14 protein-coding genes are annotated in these 17,377 nt (G+C 64.1%); 2 read left to right on the forward strand and 12 right to left on the reverse strand.

Annotation, left to right across the window (positions count from 1 at the left end; all coding sequences use genetic code 11):
- Positions 1-5: 5 nt before the first annotated feature.
- Positions 6-1,277: a cytochrome c peroxidase gene (locus HWX55_RS28735; RefSeq protein ID WP_244140664.1), complete on the forward strand. Its 1,272-nt coding sequence runs from the start codon at positions 6-8 to the stop codon at positions 1,275-1,277.
- 19 nt (positions 1,278-1,296) lie between these two features.
- Here HWX55_RS28735 and HWX55_RS28740 read toward each other — a convergent pair whose 3' ends face one another.
- From HWX55_RS28740 to HWX55_RS28770, 7 genes are all read right to left on the reverse strand, one after another.
- Positions 1,297-1,689: a RidA family protein gene (locus HWX55_RS28740; RefSeq protein ID WP_175978188.1), complete on the reverse strand. Its 393-nt coding sequence runs from the start codon at positions 1,687-1,689 to the stop codon at positions 1,297-1,299.
- Between the two features lie 36 nt (positions 1,690-1,725).
- On the reverse strand, positions 1,726-2,997 hold the full coding sequence (locus HWX55_RS28745; RefSeq protein WP_244140665.1) for a hypothetical protein: 1,272 nt from the start codon (positions 2,995-2,997) through the stop codon (positions 1,726-1,728).
- Entirely contained in the window at positions 2,994-3,761 is a 768-nt protein-coding gene (locus HWX55_RS28750) for an outer membrane lipoprotein-sorting protein (RefSeq protein WP_050016717.1), read from the reverse strand. The genes HWX55_RS28745 and HWX55_RS28750 overlap by 4 nt, the downstream gene beginning before the upstream one ends.
- Positions 3,762-3,889: 128 nt before the next feature.
- On the reverse strand, positions 3,890-5,032 hold the full coding sequence (locus HWX55_RS28755) for a DJ-1/PfpI family protein (RefSeq protein WP_124595562.1): 1,143 nt from the start codon (positions 5,030-5,032) through the stop codon (positions 3,890-3,892).
- Positions 5,033-5,091: 59 nt separating this feature from the next.
- Positions 5,092-5,526 carry a FixH family protein gene (locus HWX55_RS28760; protein ID WP_244140666.1) on the reverse strand — a complete coding sequence of 145 codons (435 nt, stop codon included), beginning with the start codon at positions 5,524-5,526 and terminating at the stop codon, positions 5,092-5,094.
- 61 nt (positions 5,527-5,587) lie between these two features.
- Positions 5,588-6,979, reverse strand: a complete 1,392-nt coding sequence (locus tag HWX55_RS28765) for an FtsX-like permease family protein (RefSeq protein ID WP_175978189.1) — start codon at positions 6,977-6,979, stop codon at positions 5,588-5,590.
- Positions 6,976-7,686, reverse strand: coding sequence for an ABC transporter ATP-binding protein (locus tag HWX55_RS28770; RefSeq protein ID WP_175978212.1), 711 nt, complete (start codon positions 7,684-7,686; stop codon positions 6,976-6,978). Before HWX55_RS28770 ends, HWX55_RS28765 begins: the two co-directional genes overlap by 4 nt.
- Positions 7,687-7,809: 123 nt before the next feature.
- Here HWX55_RS28770 and HWX55_RS28775 point away from each other — a divergent pair, with 123 nt between their 5' ends.
- The gene (locus tag HWX55_RS28775; RefSeq protein WP_175978190.1) at positions 7,810-8,742 is read left to right on the forward strand and encodes a thioesterase; all 933 of its coding nucleotides are present in this window, start codon (positions 7,810-7,812) and stop codon (positions 8,740-8,742) included.
- A gap of 50 nt (positions 8,743-8,792) precedes the next feature.
- Here HWX55_RS28775 and HWX55_RS28780 read toward each other — a convergent pair whose 3' ends face one another.
- From HWX55_RS28780 to HWX55_RS28800, 5 genes are all read right to left on the reverse strand, one after another.
- On the reverse strand, positions 8,793-12,818 hold the full coding sequence (locus HWX55_RS28780) for a DUF3683 domain-containing protein (RefSeq protein WP_347879640.1): 4,026 nt from the start codon (positions 12,816-12,818) through the stop codon (positions 8,793-8,795).
- Between the two features lie 81 nt (positions 12,819-12,899).
- Positions 12,900-13,148, reverse strand: a complete 249-nt coding sequence (locus HWX55_RS28785) for a hypothetical protein (RefSeq protein ID WP_175978191.1) — start codon at positions 13,146-13,148, stop codon at positions 12,900-12,902.
- A gap of 12 nt (positions 13,149-13,160) precedes the next feature.
- Entirely contained in the window at positions 13,161-13,937 is a 777-nt protein-coding gene (locus HWX55_RS28790) for a LuxR C-terminal-related transcriptional regulator (protein WP_244140667.1), read from the reverse strand.
- A gap of 1,029 nt (positions 13,938-14,966) precedes the next feature.
- Positions 14,967-16,343: an MATE family efflux transporter gene (locus tag HWX55_RS28795; protein ID WP_175978192.1), complete on the reverse strand. Its 1,377-nt coding sequence runs from the start codon at positions 16,341-16,343 to the stop codon at positions 14,967-14,969.
- The gene (locus HWX55_RS28800) at positions 16,340-17,377 is read right to left on the reverse strand and encodes a cysteine synthase family protein (protein ID WP_175978193.1); all 1,038 of its coding nucleotides are present in this window, start codon (positions 17,375-17,377) and stop codon (positions 16,340-16,342) included. The genes HWX55_RS28795 and HWX55_RS28800 overlap by 4 nt, the downstream gene beginning before the upstream one ends.

Raw genomic sequence — 17,377 nt, forward strand, 5'->3', positions numbered from 1 at the left:
GTCGCATGCGACGGCCGTCCCGCACGCACTACGGGCTCGCCGCTGCGTCGATGGTCGGCGCGCTGCTCGTCTGGACCGCATGGCCGGGGCATCGCGCCGACGCGATGGCCGAAACCGCCGACGCGCCGGACCACTGGCGCGCCGACGAACGGGCGCAGCTCGAATCGATGCGCCTGCCCGCGAGCGTCGTCGTCAAAGTCGACCCGTCGAATCGCGTGGCCGCATCCGCACCGGCGGCGCAGCTTGGCAAGCGTCTGTTCTCCGATCCTCGGTTCAGCCGAAATGGTGCGATCGCCTGCGCAAGCTGTCACGCTGCCGATCGCCAGTTCGAAGACGGGCGGCCGCTGGCGATCGGCCTGGGCATCGGCGTGCGTCGCACGATGCCCGTCGTCGGCATGACCGATGCGCCGTGGCTGTTCTGGGACGGCCGCAAGGATAGCGTGTGGTCGCAGGCGATCGGGCCGATCGAGGATCACAACGAACACGGCGGCACCCGGCTGCGCGCCGCCCATGTGCTTGCCGAGCACTACCGCGACGCTTACGAGCCGCTGTTCGGGCCGCTGCCGGACCTGAGCGCGCTGCCCCGTGACGGCGGCCCGCTCGGCACGGACGCGGAGAAAGCGGTGTGGCAGCGACTCGACGAACGCACCTGCACCGACGTGTCGCGCGTGTTCGCGAATCTCGGCAAGGCGATCGCGGCGTACGAAGCGACGCTTCAATACGGCCCTTCACGCTTCGATACCTATGTCGACGGCGTCCGGACCGGCGACCCGGCCAAGCTGGCCGCGCTGACGCCGACCGAGAAAGCAGGCCTGCGCCTGTTCGTGACCAAAGGCCAATGCATGACCTGCCACACCGGGCCCATGCTGAGCGACCGGCAGTTCCACAACATCGGCGTACCGCCACGTAGCGGAACGGCTGCCGATCCCGGTCGCGCGGCGGCGGTCGCCAAGGTGTTGCACGACGAATTCAACTGCATGGGGCCGTTCAGCGACGCGAAGCCCGAGCAGTGCGAGGAGTTGCAATTCATCTCGACCGACGATCCGCACATGCTCGGCGCGTTCAAGACGCCGAGCCTGCGCAACGTCGCGCTGCGGCCGCCGTACATGCACGCGGGTCAGTTCGCGTCGCTGGACGCGGTGATGCGCCACTACGCGGACGCGCCCGCGGCCGCGATCGGGCATAGCGAACTGAAGCGGATCGCGTTGTCGGACGACGAGCAACGGCAGCTCGTCGCGCTGCTCGGCGCGTTTTCCGCCCCGATCGTCGAGCGCTGATCGTCCGCGCCGCCGTGCGTCAGCGCGACGCGTCGCGAACGGCGACGCCCATCACCTTGACCTGGCCGCCAAACGGCAACGCAGCGGCCTGATAGACGGTTCGCGCCGGCCGGCGATCCGCGGGAAACAGGTCGGCATACACCCCGTTCACCTCCGCGAGCGCACCGATGTCGGAGAACGCGATGTCGACGAACACGAGATCCTGCGGGCTGAATCCCGCCGCCTCGATCGCACGGAACAGGTTCGCGAACGCGCGCCGCGCTTCTTCGGCCGGCGTACCGGGCACATAGCGGCCGTCGGCATCCAGCGAAAGCTGGCCGCTGAGATAGCACGTGTCGTTCGCGACCACCGCATGGCTGATCGGCGACGGCCACTGCGGCAATTCATGGCCCGAGGTCACATAGTGTTTCATGCAGTGCTTCTCCTTGAAGCAGGTGGCGCTGCCGCGTCACAAATAGTGCTTGACGAGCAACTGGAAGAGATTCGACTGGGGCAGCGCGCCATATTCTGTCGACGACGCGCCCGCATTGATCTGCCATTGCAGCGCGACATCGGTTCTCGCGAAGCGATAACGCGCCTCGAGCCACGTGAGCCGGCTGCGATCGGCGAGGTTCAACCTGACGAAACCGGAGAGATCCAGACGCTGGATCCACGCGTCCTGCCACCTGACCATCGCGAAGAGTCCGTCGCGGGTCGTCGGGTCCTGCTGGGCGGCCGCGAGCGTTCGATACGCGGCATAACCGGCCGGCGGGCCATTGCGCAGCGCCTGCCAACCCGCACGATCGAGCGCGGCGCCGTCCCGGTCATACTCCAGCGTGACGGAAAGATTGCGCGACGTCGTGCAAGTCGCACCGGTTGCGAGTTTCCAGCGGAACGCGACATCGCTGTACGGCTGCCCAAGCACACGCGCCAGCGTCGACGGCCCTCGCCCGCCCGACCACTCGACGTATCCGACACACGCATTGTTGACGAGATGAACCAGGTTGACGCCGAATTGCGGCGAACTGCCGGGCTTTCCGTCATCGTAGATCACGATCTGCGGCGACAGATCCGAGATGACGCGCTGGCTGAACTGAAGCATCCAGCGCGTGCGCTGATTCGTTGCGCCGAAGTCCGGCGAGAATGATGCGTCGGTGGCGCGATCCGCGATCCGCGGCGCGACGAGCGCACTGACGGAACCGTCTGCCCACAATTGCTGGCCGCGCAGCATCACCGTACCGAGCCGGTTCTCGCGCAGGCTCGCGGGATCCACCGAGGTCACGGAACGGACCGCGTTGTCGCGGAAAAAGTCGGTGGGGTTGTAGCCGGTCGCCACGCCGAGCCGCACATTGACGCGGCCGGCCTGCAGCAGCGTGCTGCCGCTGCCTACGCGGCCGTCCACATACAGTTCCTTCAGCGTGTTGATCGCGCCCGAGTCGCCATCGAAGCGCCACGGACCGTTCAGGTCGAGTCGGTCTGCAAGGCTGATGCCCCAGCCGTTCGAGAATGCGTGACGCGCCGTCAGGTCGAGCGACAGCCGCGTGGCCGTCCGCGTGCCGCCGGGGCGCAAGGTGGCGAAGCGCAAGCCCGGTTCAAGACTGAACTGGTACTTGCCGTCGTCGACCTTCTGCACCGGCGTCGCGTCGGCCAGCGCCAGCCCGGCCTCTTCCGCGTCGTTGGCATGGCATACGCCCGCCATGCCGGCCAACGCGATACAGGCGATGCCGATGCGCGTCATCATTCAGGCTGGAAACGCGCCATGAAATCGGACTGGAACCAGGCATCCGGAATCTCCTTCGCCACGTAGTCCGCATATCGCATCACGGTCACGAGATTCGGATTGAGCCCGTCGATGATCACGATCTCGGTGGGCCGCAACGCACCGAGCTGCTGCTGAAAGCGCCGATAGAACGCGGTCTTGAGAAGCTTGCCGCTTTCGCTGAAGAACCGTGCCTTCACGGGGCGCGAGTCCGTCGTGTCGATCCACATTTCGATCGAGTGATACGTCATGTCGGATACGCTCTGGACCAGCTTCAGCCGGTACGCACGGCGCATCTGGCGCTCGCCGTCCTGCACGTCCTCCTCCGCCTCGACCTGGGCACGATATCCCTGTGCGAAATTGACGGTGACCACGTCGCCGTTCGACGCCTGCCCGAGCAACCGTTGCTGCGGCGAAATGCGGATCGTCGCCTTGCTTGCCGGATCGAAAAACCACAGATCGTTGCCGCTCTTGAGCATCAGCTTGTTCGCATCGCGTGCCGGCGCGGCGAATCGAATCAGGCTGCGAAACTGACCGCTCGTCGGGTTGATCCGCGAATAGGCGGTCAGTGCGTTCGAATCCGTTTGCTTGCCGTCGGTGTACTGGGTCAGCGTGACATTCAGCGTGAACGGTTCGCTCGGGTTGCGAACGGCATCGCTCGCGGCGAGGATGCGTTGCGGATCGGGCGCGGCGTGTGCGGTACAGCAGGCGAGTGCGAGGATCGCGGCGGCGGACAGGCGCGCCATCGAATGCGTCTGCATCGGAATCTCCGGAGCAATTACGGAATGACAGGGACGAGTTCGGCTCCCACCCGAAAAACGGGTGGAAAACCGACAGGCTCGGGGAGGAACGGGGTAACGCTGCGGTGTGCCGCTCAGTAGCCCGGATACTGCATCTGCAGTGCGACCCATGCGGCCGTGCGCTTGCCGAATTCGGACGAGATCGCATTCAGCGATGCATCGAGCGCATGCAACGGATAGCGCGTGATCGGCGCGGACAACATCCGCGTCGGCGCGTCGACGCCGGCCACGCGGTCGGGAACGATCGTCAACCCGCGCCGGGTGCGCACGGGTTCGCGGTTCGCGGCCACCGTGTAGGCGGTCGAGCGGAACGTCGTGGAATAAGCGTCGGCCTCGAGCACGAGCGCGATTTCGTCGACGCCCGGCGCGATCGGGATACCGAAATCCTCATGCGACCAGAACGACACGTAGTTGGTCGCGATCGTCGCCATCGCCGGCAAGCCGAGGTTGAAGCGGTCGCTCGCGATCTCGGACGACCATGCAGGACGTCCGAGCCGCTCGGCGACCTGCAGCGCACGTTCGCGCCCCGCGAGCGCCTCGACGAGCGCAAGCGATACCGGAATCGTCGCGGTGACGCCGGTCGTCGTGACGACCTTGCCGTCGGCAACGTAACGCTTGCCTTCGACCCAGCGCGTATCGGCAAACTTCTTGCGGAGATCGTTCATCGAATACCAGTGCCCGGTTGCACGGCGGCCTTCCAGCAGCCCCGCACGGGCGACCACCCAGACGCCGTCGCACACGCCGATGATCGTCGCGCCCTTCTTCGCCTGCTCGGCCACCCACGCCAGCAGCGCCGGATCGCTGTCGCGATGCACGGCCGGCACGATCACATAGTCGGCCCCTTCGGGCACGCGCTGATCGAACTGGGCAGTGGTTTCGTCCGGAATGACGTTCATCGGTGCCGGGAACATCCGGATGGGGCCCGGTTTCGTCGCAAGCGCGACGAGATCCGCCGCGCCCGATTCGGCCACGATCCCATAGGGAACGACGTAATCGGTCAGCTCGGTATAGTAGTTTTCGCCGACGACGGCGACGATCGGGCGCGTGCGCCCGAAGCGCGGCTGATACGCGGGCAGCCGGTCCGCGCGTGCCGCCGCGGGCGCGGCGGCGGCCGGCGCCGACGCTTCGCTCGCCGGCCCCGCATGGGCCATGTTCGCGATACCCGATGCAAACGGCGCGAGCAGCACCATCATCCAGTACAGCATGACTTTTCGCATTGAAGCCTCTCCGTATATGGAACTCATCCAGTAATCAGGCATGGCGCCCGTGTCGACCGTCATGACGCCGCCGCCGGCGGCAACACGACGTTGAACGTCACGTCGTCGTCGCGCTGCGCGTCCCGGACCTTCAGCGTGATCGTCCACCAGCCGGGCATGCTGAACTTCATCCCTTGCAGTCGATACGTCCCGTTCGCGTCGCCGTCGATCACGCGAGGGCGCGTCGGCAGACCGTGCCCGTGCTGAGGCATCCCGCCGCCGACATCGATGCGCGCACCGCGCACGGGCTCGCCCGATGCACGCTTCACGATCACGGTCCATGCATGGATCCGGTTCAGCGGCGGCGGTGTCGTCGGCGGTTCGAGTGTCACGACGTACGCGCCCGACGCCGTCGCTTGCGTCAACGACAGATTCAGACCCGCGGGCGCCGGCTGCTCGGCCGGTGCGCCACATGCGCCGAGCATCGCGATGCAACTCCCGGCGAAGGCTAACATGACAATCCGCCGACGAATCGATTTCATCGACATTTCATCGATGGCCGATCCGATCGTTCGATCACGCATAGCGGAGCGCATCGACGATCTCCATTCGCGACGCGCGGCGCGCGGGCAGCAACGCGGAAAGCATCGCCACCACGAGCAGGCCGATCGCGGTCCCGACGATCAGGTCGTTCTCGCCCCACACACGAATGATCAGCGGCACCGGCGAGCGGCCCGGCGGCGTCCACGTCAGACCGCTGACGTTGATGACGCCGGCGAGCAACGCCGCGCTGGCGACGCCGAGCACCGCGCCGATCACGCCGAGCAGCAACCCTTCGCACAGGAACAGGCGACGCACGCCCGCACGGCGCAATCCCATCGCGCGCAGCGTGCCGATTTCGACCGTGCGTTCGAACACCGCGGTGCTCATCGTGTTGCCGACGGTGAACAGCACGATCGCGGCGATCAGGAGCGCGACGAAACCGAACAGCGTCGCGAACATCGCAAGCGCTTGACCATAGAACGGGTTCAGCACCGTGTAGTCGACGACTTCCGTATCCGTACCCGCGAATTTCGTTTTCAGCAGCGTCTCGATCCGCGCCTTCGCGGCCGGCAAATCCGACGTGTGGCGCAACTGGACGACGATCGCCGTCGCCATCGGCCGCTCGGTGCCGTAGACGAGTCGTTGCGCTTGCGCGAGATGCAGGCCGACGTACATGTCGTCGTATTCCTTGATGCCCTGCCGCTCCGCCTTCACGACCTGCAGTTCCGCCACGTTCGGCGCACCGCGCGCGGTCGCCGCAAGCAGTTCGATCCGCCGGCCGTCCGCCGCGGCAACCGGCGCCGCACGCGTCCCCTCGGCAAGGGCCGCGATGTCGCCCGGAAGCGGCGAAGCAGGCGTGGTATCCGCCGCCTTCCTCGGCGGGTTGCAGTCGGGTACCTTGAGCGGCCCGCACAGTTCGAGCACGCGCGCGAGGCCCGTTCCGATCACGGCTGCGTCGCCGGTCGTGCCGGTCAGCGCCATCGGCGGGATCGTCACGGGGAACTGATAGTCGTTCCACGCTCGCATCCGGTTCTGGTCGTCGACGCGCACGCCGAGCGCGAGCGCGGTACGCGACAACCCCGCGTCGAAGTTGCCCGCGATCCCCTGCAACTGCAGCGTGGGCGTCGCGACGAGCACCATCTTCGCCAGTTCCGGATCGGCCTTCACCGCATCGATGATCGCCTCGTAGTTGTCGATCCCGTACGCGGAAGGATTGCCGCTACCGAACTCGTAGAACCCCTTGCGTTCGATCTGCAGGTGGCCGCCGTACTTCACGTAATCGGTTTGCAGACCGTACGTGATGTTGCGCGTATAGCCGCCGAACAGCAGCACCGCGTGCGCGCCGACGATCATCGCGAGCAGGGTTGTGATCGAGCGGCGACGGTTGCGCAGCAGATTGCGGAGCGCGAGCGAAAAAGTCTTCATGCGAACGCCTCCTGGTCGTCGGTGCGTGTCACGTCGGACACGATCCCGTCGGCAATGTGAACGACGTCGTCGCCTGCCGCGATGACCTGCGGATCGTGCGACGAAATCACGAACGACACGCGCCGCTCCCGTTGCAATCGCCGCATCAGCGCGATGATTTGCTGACCGGTCTTGCTGTCCAGATTGGCGGTCGGCTCGTCCGCCAGCACGAGGTTCGGCGACGCAACGAGTGCGCGTGCGATCGCGACGCGTTGCCGCTGACCGCCGGACAGCTGTCCCGGACGGTGATGCGCCTTGTCCGCGAGGCCGACCGCATCCAGCATGTCCCGCACCTTCAGCGCACGTTCGGACTCCGTCAATCGCGTGCCCGCGAGAAGCAGCGGATATTCGACGTTTTCGTGCGCCGTGAGCACCGGAAGCAGATTGAAGTTCTGGAAGACGAAACCGAGCCGTCGCGCACGAAAATCGGACAGTGCGTCGTCCGACAAACGACCGACGTCTTCGCCCGCCACGACGATGCGGCCGCGGTCGGGCCGGTCCACGCATCCGACGAGATTCAGCAACGTCGACTTCCCGCTACCGGAAGCGCCGGCGATGACGGTCAGTTTTCCGTCGCGAATGTCGAGCGTGACGTCGCGCAGCGCGGTCACGTTGACGGAACCCATCAGATACGACTTTTCAACGGCTTCGAGTATTACGGCGTTCATGGTCTCGATGTACGAAGTTGGCAGGCCGCGACAGCACGGTGCAGGACGATCGCGCAGCGCAGAATACCAACTTGCGTGTAGGGAAAAACCTGTTCGTTGGGGCAGCATCCGGGTGCGAACGCGATGCCGGGATCGCATGTCGCGCCCCGCATTCGCGAACAATCACGGCCGGGAGGGATCGTCAACCTGTACCGTCGGACGGCACCCGTTGCCGGCCCTTGCGATTACGCTGCACCGTCATCGGCGCGCCGCCCCGGATCGGATCGCGGCTGCGACGCGTCACGACTTCCGCTCTCAATCGGCATGCCAGTCAAGATCACGCCCTGGTTCATCCTGCATCGCCCGCAACCCGCGGCCACGCACCGGCTGTTCTGCTTCCCGTACGCCGGCGCCGGCTCGCTGCTCTATCGGCGCTGGGCGCTCGAACTGCCCGACTGGATCGAAGTCGTGGCGGTCGAACTACCGGGACGCCAGACGCGCTTCTCGGAAGCGCCGCCCACGTCGCTGGATGCGATGACGGATGCATTGGCCACCGCCGCGCACGGGCTCCTCGACAAGCCGTTCGGCACCTTCGGATACAGTTTCGGCAGTGTCGTCGGTATCGAATGGCTGAGGGAACTCGACCGACGACGGCTTCGCGGGCCCATTCACGCATTCTGCGCGGCGCACCGCGCGCCGCATGTCGTCCCTCGTCCGTTAGCGATTCATCGGTTGCCGGAACCTGAGCTCATCGACTGGCTGAAGACGATGGGCGGCACACCGGATGCGTTGCTGTCGGAGCCGGACTGGCTTCGGCATTTCCTGCGCGCGCTGCGAGCCGATCTGGCGCTCGCCGAAGGCTATTGCACCGATACGCCTTTCGCGTTGCGCTGCGGGCTGACCGTATTTGGCGGCCTGCACGATCCGCATGTCGACATCGACGCGCTGCGCGAATGGCGCCGCTACAGCGACGGGCCGTTCTCGCTTCATCGGTTCGACGGCGATCATTTCTTCATCCATGCCCGGGAGCGCGAGCTCCAGGATCACGTTGTCGCGACGCTGGCCGCGCACGCATAGTCGCGATACGGGGAACCGGTCGCGCCTGCATCGTTTGCGAGATCGTTTCGTCACAGCATCACGCGCTCGATCCCGCCATGGTTCGCCCGTGCGACATAATCGGCCATCCAGTTCTCGCCGAGCACCTGACGCGCGATTTCCACCACGATGTAGTCGGCCTCCAGGTTCGCGTCCTCGTTGTAGCGCGACAGCCCCTGCAGGCACGACGGGCAGCTCGTCAGGATCTTCACGTCCGGGCCGCTCGCGGCCGCGGCGGCCGGCGCCGGCGCATCGCCCGCCACCACCGGAATCGCGCGCAGCTTCGCCGCGCCCTTGCGGATCTCCTCTTCCTTGCGGAAGCGCACCTGCGTCGACACGTCCGGCCGCGTGACCGCCAGCGTGCCCGACTCGCCGCAGCAGCGATCGTTCTTCTCGATCCTGTAGCCGTCCTTCTCCGCGCCCATCAGCTCGTTGACCAGCTTCACCGGGTCGATCGTCTTGATCGGCGTGTGGCACGGGTCGTGATACATGTAGCGCGTGCCCGTCACGCCGTCGAGCTTCATCCCCTTCTCGAGCAGGAACTCGTGGATGTCGATGATCCGGCACCCCGGGAAGATCTTGTCGAATTCATACCCTGCCAGCTGGTCGTAGCACGTACCGCACGACACGACCACCGTCTTGATGTCCAGATAGTTCAGCGTGTTCGCGACGCGGTGGAACAGCACGCGGTTGTCGGTCACGATCTTCTCGGCCTTGTCGTACTGCCCCGAGCCGCGCTGCGGATAGCCGCAGCACAGGTAGCCCGGCGGCAGCACCGTCTGCACGCCCGCCTCCCACAGCATCGCCTGCGTGGCCAGCCCCACCTGCGAGAACAGCCGTTCGGAGCCGCAGCCCGGGAAATAGAACACCGCTTCCGAATCGACGGTCGTCGACTTCGGGTTGCGGATGATCGGCACGATCTTGTTGTCCTCGATGTCCAGCAGCGCCCGCGCCGTCTTCTTCGGCAGGTTGCCCGGCATCTTCTTGTTCACGAAGTGGATCACCTGCTCGACCGCCGGCGGCTTGCCCGTCGTCGCCGGCGGGTGCTGCGTCTGCTTCGTCACGACCTTCTTCAGCATGTCGTTCGCGAAGCGCTGCACCTTGTAGCCCACCCCCATCATCACGCCGCGCGCGAGGTTGATCGTCTGCGGATTGGTCGCGTTCAGGAAGAACATCCCCGCCGCGTTGCCGGCGTTGAACTTCTTCTTGCCCATCTTGCGCAACAGGTTGCGCATGTTCATCGTCACGTCGCCGAAGTCGATCTTCACCGGGCACGGCGTCGCGCACTTGTGGCACACCGTGCAGTGGTCGGCCACGTCGTTGAACTCGTCCCAGTGCTTGATCGACACGCCGCGGCGCGTCTGCTCCTCGTACAGGAACGCCTCGACCAGCAGCGACGTCGCGAGGATCTTGTTGCGCGGGCTGTACAGCAGGTTCGCGCGCGGCACGTGGGTCGCGCACACCGGCTTGCACTTGCCGCAGCGCAGGCAGTCCTTCACCGAATCGGCGATCGCGCCGATGTCGGACTGCTGCATGATCAGCGACTCGTAGCCCATCAGCCCGAAGCTGGGCGTGTACGCGTTGCGCAGATCGGCGCCGTCGAGCAGCTTGCCCTTGTTGAAACGGCCGTTCGGGTCCACGCGCTGCTTGTACGCGCGGAATTCGGCGATCTCGTCGTCGGTCAGGAACTCGAGCTTCGTGATGCCGATCCCGTGTTCGCCCGAGATCACGCCGTCGAGCGAGCGCGCGAGCGTCATGATGCGGGCCACCGACGCGTGCGCGTCCTGCAGCATCTCGTAGTTGTCGGAGTTGACCGGGATGTTGGTGTGGACGTTGCCGTCGCCCGCGTGCATGTGCAGCGCGACGAACACGCGCCCGCGCAGCACGCGCTTGTGGATCGCCTGCGCTTCGTCGAGGATCGGCTTGAACGCGCCGCCGTTGAAGATCGCGCGCAGCTCCGCGCGGATCTCCTGCTTCCACGAGATGCGGACCGTGCGGTCCTGCGTGACGTGGAACACGGTCGCGCCCGGTTGCGCGTCCGCGCGATCGGCGAACTTCTCGGCGAGCGCCTCGTAGCCGAGCTGCACCAGGTAGTGCTGCGCCTCGCGCAGCGGCTGATCGAGCCGGTCGCGCACGAATTCCCAGCGCGCGCGCACGCGCTTGAGCAACTCCAGCGCCTGCTGCACGCGGTCTTCCAGCAGTTCCGCGCTCGGGATCTCGTTCGCGTCGTCGGTCTTGCCGAGCGGCAGGTTGCCGCCCTTGAAGAACGCCTCGAGCGCGTCGACCAGCTGCAGCTTGTTCTTCAGCGACAGCTCGATGTTGATCCGCTCGATGCCGTCGGTGTACTCGCCCATCCGGTTCAGCGGGATCACGACGTCTTCGTTGATCTTGAACGCGTTCGTGTGCTTCGCGATCGCGGCCGTGCGGCTGCGGTCGAGCCAGAAGCGCTTGCGCGCCTCCGCGCTGACCGCGACGAAGCCTTCGCCGCTCTTGCCGTTCGCCATCCGGATCACTTCGGACGTCGCCTGCGCGACCGCATCGGCGTCGTCGCCGACGATGTCGCCGATCAGCACCATCTTCGGGAACGCGTTGCGCTTGCTCTTGGTCGCGTAGCCCACCGCGCGCAGGTAGCGCTCGTCGAGGTGCTCGAGGCCCGCGAGGATCGCGCCGCCCTGCTTCGACGTCTCGAACAGGTAGTCCTTGATCTCGACGATGCTCGGGATCGCCTCGCGCGCCTGGCCGAAGAATTCGAGGCAGACGGTGCGCGTGTGCGCGGGCATCTTGTGCAGCACCCAGCGCGCGGACGTAATGAGCCCGTCGCAGCCTTCCTTCTGCACGCCCGGCAGGCCGGCGAGGAACTTGTCGGTCACGTCCTTGCCGAGCCCTTCCTTGCGGAACCGGCGGCCCTCGATCTCGAGCATCTCGGTCTTGAGCAGCTTCTCGCCCGGCGCATACGCGCCGTCGAACCACTTCAGCTCGAAGCGCGCGACCGCGATGTCGTGGATCTTGCCCTGGTTGTGCTCGTGGCGCGTGACTTCGAGCCAGTTGCCGTCCGGGTCGACCATCCGCCACCACGCGAGGTTGTCCAGCGCGGTGCCCCACAGCACGGCCTTCTTGCCGCCCGCGTTCATCGCGACGTTGCCGCCGATGCACGACGCGTCGAGCGAGGTCGGATCGACCGCGAACACGTAGCCGGCCGCTTCGGCCGCCTCGGTCACGCGGCGCGTGACGACGCCCGCGCCGGAGAAGATCGTCGGCACCTTGTGCGCGACGCCCGGCAGCTCGGTCAGCTCGACCGCGCCGAGCTGTTCGAGCTTCTCGGTGTTGATCACCGCGGAGAACGGCGTGAGCGGCACCGCGCCGCCCGTGTAGCCGGTGCCGCCGCCGCGCGGGATCACGGTCAGGCCGAGCTCGAAGCACGCCTTGATCAGCGCGGCGATCTCGGCTTCGGTATCGGGGGTCAGCACGACGAACGGGTATTCGACGCGCCAGTCGGTCGCGTCCGTCACGTGCGACACGCGCGACAGCCCGTCGAAGCGGATGTTGTCCTTCTGCGTGCAGCGGCCGAGCGCCTTGGTCGCGCGACGGCGCAGCTCGGCCATCTTGTCGAATTCGTCGGCGAATTCGTTGACCGCGCGCTGCGCGGCCGTTTCGAGCATCTCGACGCGCGACGCGCGTTCGCGGCCGGCGTCGTCGTACCATCCGCTCACACTCACCCGACGGCGCCTTGCAATTTCGGACAGCCGGTCATGCATCGTGGCGATCAGGAACCGGCGACGCCGTCGGTTATCAAGCAGATCGTCCTGCAGGTACGGGTTGCGACGCACGATCCAGAGGTCGCCGAGCACTTCGCAGAGCATCCGCGCCGAGCGGCCCGTGCGGCGCTCGGCGCGCAGTTCGTCGAGCACCGCCCACGCGTCCTCGCCGAGCAGGCGGATCACGATCTCGCGATCGGAAAACGACGTGTAGTTATACGGAATATTGCGCGACGGCTCATGTAATCCTGCTATTGCCCGAATACGCTCCAGCAATTGTACGGTTGGCAGTCGGGCATTCATTGGCGTCTATGAAATGAATGATGAAGCGATCGAGAACCACGCTCGGGAAAGCGGAATCGTATTCGGCAATCAGCAGGAAAACTAAACGGAAATGACGGTCCGGATCAAATCGAATGCGCCTTTCAGCATCATCGCCGTGGCGATGCCGATCAACGGAGGCGCAAGCACGCCGGTCACGCACAGCAAGACACGGCCCGGGATCGGCAAGCCCGGTCGCTTCCATGCGATATAAAGTGCTGCCGGCGGCAGAAAGAGAATCGACAAAATATAGGCTTTGTACGTCAACCCGTGACGCGCGACAAATGCCTTGACCTTTTCCTTGAAAGACATTCCCGAACTCTCCTAGATCAATCCCAGACGGCTAACCTTCGCCACCGCTTGCGCTCTATTCGACACACGCAGCTTTTCATAGACATTCGTCAGATGAAACTTGACTGTTCTTTCGGACATCGAAAGGATCCGGCCGATTTCCCACGCAGTCTTGCCTTCGACGACCCATTTGATTACATCGGATTCCTTTCTCGTGAACTGAATCCTGTTCGCGCTTTCGCAAGCATCCGGCTCGAGGCCCGCTGCGCACGGTTGCGCGCCTTCCCGGTTCTGCCTCGCAATCTTCTGGGTCAACGCTGCGTGCAAATGCATGGCGATGAGACTGACGAGCAACGCCGAATGCAACGTCGTGTCTTCGCACTTCAGCTGCAAAACGGTCCGAATGGCCGTCGAATCACCGGGTGGAGCGCCGATGCAAGCGACCACACCCCGCCCGCGCATGTATGACGCGACATCGTTGACCTGCGCATCGCGTTGTGGCGCTTCCCCGTCGAGATCGCACCAGCGAAACGTATGATCCTGACGATCGGACAACGCGAAGCAACTCAGATATCGATCGATATCGATCCCGGGACCAAACAAAGTCACGCCTCGCCGGGTTCCGGCATCGCTCGCGGCCCCATAGCGATATATCAGCCCGTGAGAAGCCGTATCGCCGCTTCCGCCGTGCAAAATCAAACACTTGTCGAACGGAATCACGCGTCCGATTTTTTCCGCGAGTTGATCGATCCCCTCGGTCAAACCGTTGGGACGAAGAATCTCGCCAATGATGCGAGAAAAGGTCTCCAATTTTCTGGGCCCTTATTGAAAAGACAAGATTCGTATTCGTTGACATGCTCCGGCAGCCGAATATCTGCCAAAGCTTCAAGGCCTTACCGGACGGGCAATCCAACGCCGCTTGCTTTCTACGCGCCAGCACTGCGACAGTATCCAATGGCAACGTCTAGGCAGCCATCGTTCGCGAACCATGTTTTGATAACCAGCACTCACGAGGAATACAAACCAATTACGCAAGACCATTAACATCTGAATTATTTACTTTGCCAATGGCTGAAACAGTTCACTGTACGGGCCACCTGTCTGGATTCCGCACTCTAAACTTGAAGCTGCGCAAGTATATCGGAGGACACAAGACAGAAGCATTACTTTCCGAAAAAAATATGTAATGAACCTTTCTTTTATATTACGTAGAAAAGTGGCTATTTGATTGCATGAAAACGATTTGATATCGCACAATATTTCAACAATCCGACGAAGTGCGGCATATTGTCACAATTCCGACTCGAGAACGCCAGAAAACTTTACAAATCATCCGACGTCAATTTCACCCTCTCGTATAATACGTTGCATTATTTACATCTCCCGCATCCACGGCGATCAATTACCGTTTCGATAATTCAAAAAAGGTGGCCGGTCAAATCATGCTTTTCAAATGCCGTTATATTTGTCGCGCTCTTGCGACCATCGATCGGTCCAATTAGAAAAATTTGCAGACTACGCAAACTTTCCACCGACGCATCTCGTCGGCATACGATTGGCGCAATCATGAGCAATGACCGTCACGGCTTGTGCGTCCCCAAAGCGGAATACGCCGTATGCGGCCGGTTACGACGACCATGCCGCGCATCAGGTACGGTTGCGGACAAAGATACGTCGCCGTCCATCAACGACAACACCTGCGGGCAGTCGGGAATTCGGCCGGCATTCCGCCGCTGGCGAGACGAGCGGACGTGGCGCGTTCGATGCAATGCCGGCCGGTATTTCAGGAATTCCGGTGCCCGATGTGCACCGGTGTGCGCATTGGAAGCTTCGTCGCGTTCACGAACGTCCGTCTTGCGTCCGCTTCGTCATCGCGCGAAGGCGGCCCTCGAACTTGTGCAGCAACATCGACGCCGTGGCCGCAAGCCCGATGGCGAGTCCGCTCCAGATGCCGTAGATGCCGTATCCCAGCATCACACCGGCCGCCCAGGCGACCGGCAGACCGATCAACCAGTATCCGACGATCGATATCCGAAACGAACTCGTTACGTCACCGAGGCCCCGCAAAATGCCGACGCCGATGTTCTGGCTGCAATCGAAGATCTGCAGCAGCGCCGCGATCGTCAGCAGCCCACCGGCGAGTCGCAGGACTTCGGCACTCGCGGCCACGCCGTTATCGAGAAATGGCGCGAGCACGCGGGTGGGCGCAACGAGATACGGTAACGCAACGATCAACATGGTCACGATGCCCAGCGCGAGCCCCGTATAGCCGAGTCGACGCGCACCGCGATAGTCGTGCCGCGCACACGCATGGCTGATGCTGATCGACGAAGCGTGAGACAAACCGACCGAAATCATGAACACGATGTAGATCACCTGATTCACGATCGTCTGGGCGGCCAGCGCATCGGCGCCGAGCGTCCCGATCACGAGCGTGAGGACGGTGAAGAATGCAGCCTCCGATCCATAGGTTGCCGCAATCGGCAAACCCATCCGCCACGTCCGCGCCAACGTATCGGCATCGGCGCGCCAGACGGCAAGCGACAAGTGTTCGGACAGTTCCGGCCGGCGCCTGGCGATCGTCAGAAACGCGATGAAGGAAAGCAGGTACACGCTGCTGGTCGCGCACGCGATACCGATCAGGCCGAGCTTCGGAAAGCCGAACCGGCCGAACATCAACGCGTAGTCGAGCGCCGCATTGACGACGATCGATACGATCGTGATCGCCAATAGCGGCCCGGGCTTGCGCAGTCCGACGGTATATTGTCGAAGCACCTGAAACCACAGACACGGCAATATGCCGGGTGCGGCCGCCGCAAGATAGAACGAGGCTTGCCGCGCAACGTCCGGATCCTGCCCGAGCCAGACAAGCGGCATTTCGATACACAGCATCATCAATGCAAACGCCAGTGCCGCGAGCGTCGACAGCGCAAAGCCGGAGCGCACCAGCCGCATGATGTCAGCATGCGCGTGTTGACCGTTCGCGAACGCGACGAGGTTGCCGGTTCCTGTCACCAGTCCGGTTCCCATCGTCCGGAACTGGTTGAAGATCGTCAGCGCGAGCCCCCCAGCGGCGATCTCGCGCGGGCCAAGCATCCCCATCATGACGATGTCGGTGGTCGTCAGCGCCACCTGGGCGAGCTGCGTAAGGATCAGAGGAGCGGCCAGCACGCCGATTTGCGCGGCATCGAGCCAGACTTGTCGATGAAGTTTCATGCGGCGCGGGAAAATATCGATTCGAGTTCCTGAGCAATCGATTCGTCGAGCAGATTTCGCGCTCGCATCCAGTCGTCGTCGAACACCGTGTCGAGGTATTTTTCGCCGCCGTCACAGACCAGGGCCACGAGCGTGGCACCCGCCGGCAGCGAATCGAACATCTTCAACGCGTGCCAGATGACGCTGCCCGCCGAGCCGCCGACGAGCAGCGACTTCTTGCGTGCGATATAGCGTGCCGTATTGAAGGCGGCCGCGTCCGTCACTTTGTGGCCTTCGTCGAGCAACGCATAGTCGACCAACGCGCCGATCTCGGCGCCAGGCGGCGTCCCGGTGCCGGACTGATAATACGATCCGCCTTCGCCGCCGAAAACGATCGAGCCGACGGGCTCGACACCAATGACGCGCGGCGCCGGGCCCGTCGCGAGCAGTTCTCGTGCAGTGCCGAACAGCGAGCCTCCGGTGCCGACCGACCCGACCAGAAAGTCGATTCGGTCGCCAAGGATGTCGCGCAGTTCATGTGCCAGCCCGCGGTAACCGTTACCGTTCGCGGGATTGTTGTGCTGCTCCGTCCAGATGCTGTCCGGATCGTCGGCTGCCATGCGCTTGGCAAGCGCATCGCGGTCCGCCGTCGCGATCGCGTCGCCGTCGCTCACGCAGACGAGCTTTGCGCCGAATGCTTGCATCGCGCGCAGCTTGTCTTTCGACGCGTGACTGTCCACGATCGCGGTAAACCGATAGCCGCGCTCGGCTGACAACAGCGCCAGCCCCATGCCCGTATTGCCGGACGTCGATTCGATCACGTGTCCGGCCGGCCGCAGAGTGCCGTCCTGTTCCGCTTCGTCGAGCATCTGCCTCGCCATCCGGATCTTGGCGCTGCCGGTCGGATTCGTCGATTCGAGTTTAAGCAGGATGCGCGCGCCGTTGGCGCCGCGAATCAATTCGAACAACGGCGTGCGGCCGACAAGATCCGATACCTTCGACACGATCGCAGGGACGGTGATCGTGGCTTGCTCACCCATAAAACGCACATTCAT

The organism is Burkholderia sp. BCC1047 (assembly GCF_902833155.1).
Classification (GTDB): Bacteria; Pseudomonadota; Gammaproteobacteria; order Burkholderiales; family Burkholderiaceae; genus Burkholderia; species Burkholderia sola.

Bases quoted from the DNA above. Each gene is read 5' to 3' on its own strand.
- HWX55_RS28770 (WP_175978212.1), bottom strand. From the start codon at position 7,686: ATGAACGCCGTAATACTCGAAGCCGTTGAAAAGTCGTATCTGATGGGT.
- HWX55_RS28750 (WP_050016717.1), bottom strand. From the start codon at position 3,761: ATGGCGCGCCTGTCCGCCGCCGCGATCCTCGCACTCGCCTGCTGTACC.
- HWX55_RS28785 (WP_175978191.1), bottom strand. From the start codon at position 13,148: ATGTCTTTCAAGGAAAAGGTCAAGGCATTTGTCGCGCGTCACGGGTTG.
- HWX55_RS28755 (WP_124595562.1), bottom strand. From the start codon at position 5,032: ATGCGAAAAGTCATGCTGTACTGGATGATGGTGCTGCTCGCGCCGTTT.
- HWX55_RS28795 (WP_175978192.1), bottom strand. From the start codon at position 16,343: ATGAAACTTCATCGACAAGTCTGGCTCGATGCCGCGCAAATCGGCGTG.
- HWX55_RS28735 (WP_244140664.1), top strand. From the start codon at position 6: ATGCGACGGCCGTCCCGCACGCACTACGGGCTCGCCGCTGCGTCGATG.
- HWX55_RS28745 (WP_244140665.1), bottom strand. From the start codon at position 2,997: ATGATGACGCGCATCGGCATCGCCTGTATCGCGTTGGCCGGCATGGCG.
- HWX55_RS28740 (WP_175978188.1), bottom strand. From the start codon at position 1,689: ATGAAACACTATGTGACCTCGGGCCATGAATTGCCGCAGTGGCCGTCG.
- HWX55_RS28760 (WP_244140666.1), bottom strand. From the start codon at position 5,526: ATGTTAGCCTTCGCCGGGAGTTGCATCGCGATGCTCGGCGCATGTGGC.
- HWX55_RS28780 (WP_347879640.1), bottom strand. From the start codon at position 12,818: ATGAATGCCCGACTGCCAACCGTACAATTGCTGGAGCGTATTCGGGCA.
- HWX55_RS28800 (WP_175978193.1), bottom strand. From the start codon at position 17,377: ATGAATGTGCGTTTTATGGGTGAGCAAGCCACGATCACCGTCCCTGCG.
- HWX55_RS28765 (WP_175978189.1), bottom strand. From the start codon at position 6,979: ATGAAGACTTTTTCGCTCGCGCTCCGCAATCTGCTGCGCAACCGTCGC.
- HWX55_RS28775 (WP_175978190.1), top strand. From the start codon at position 7,810: ATGCCGGGATCGCATGTCGCGCCCCGCATTCGCGAACAATCACGGCCG.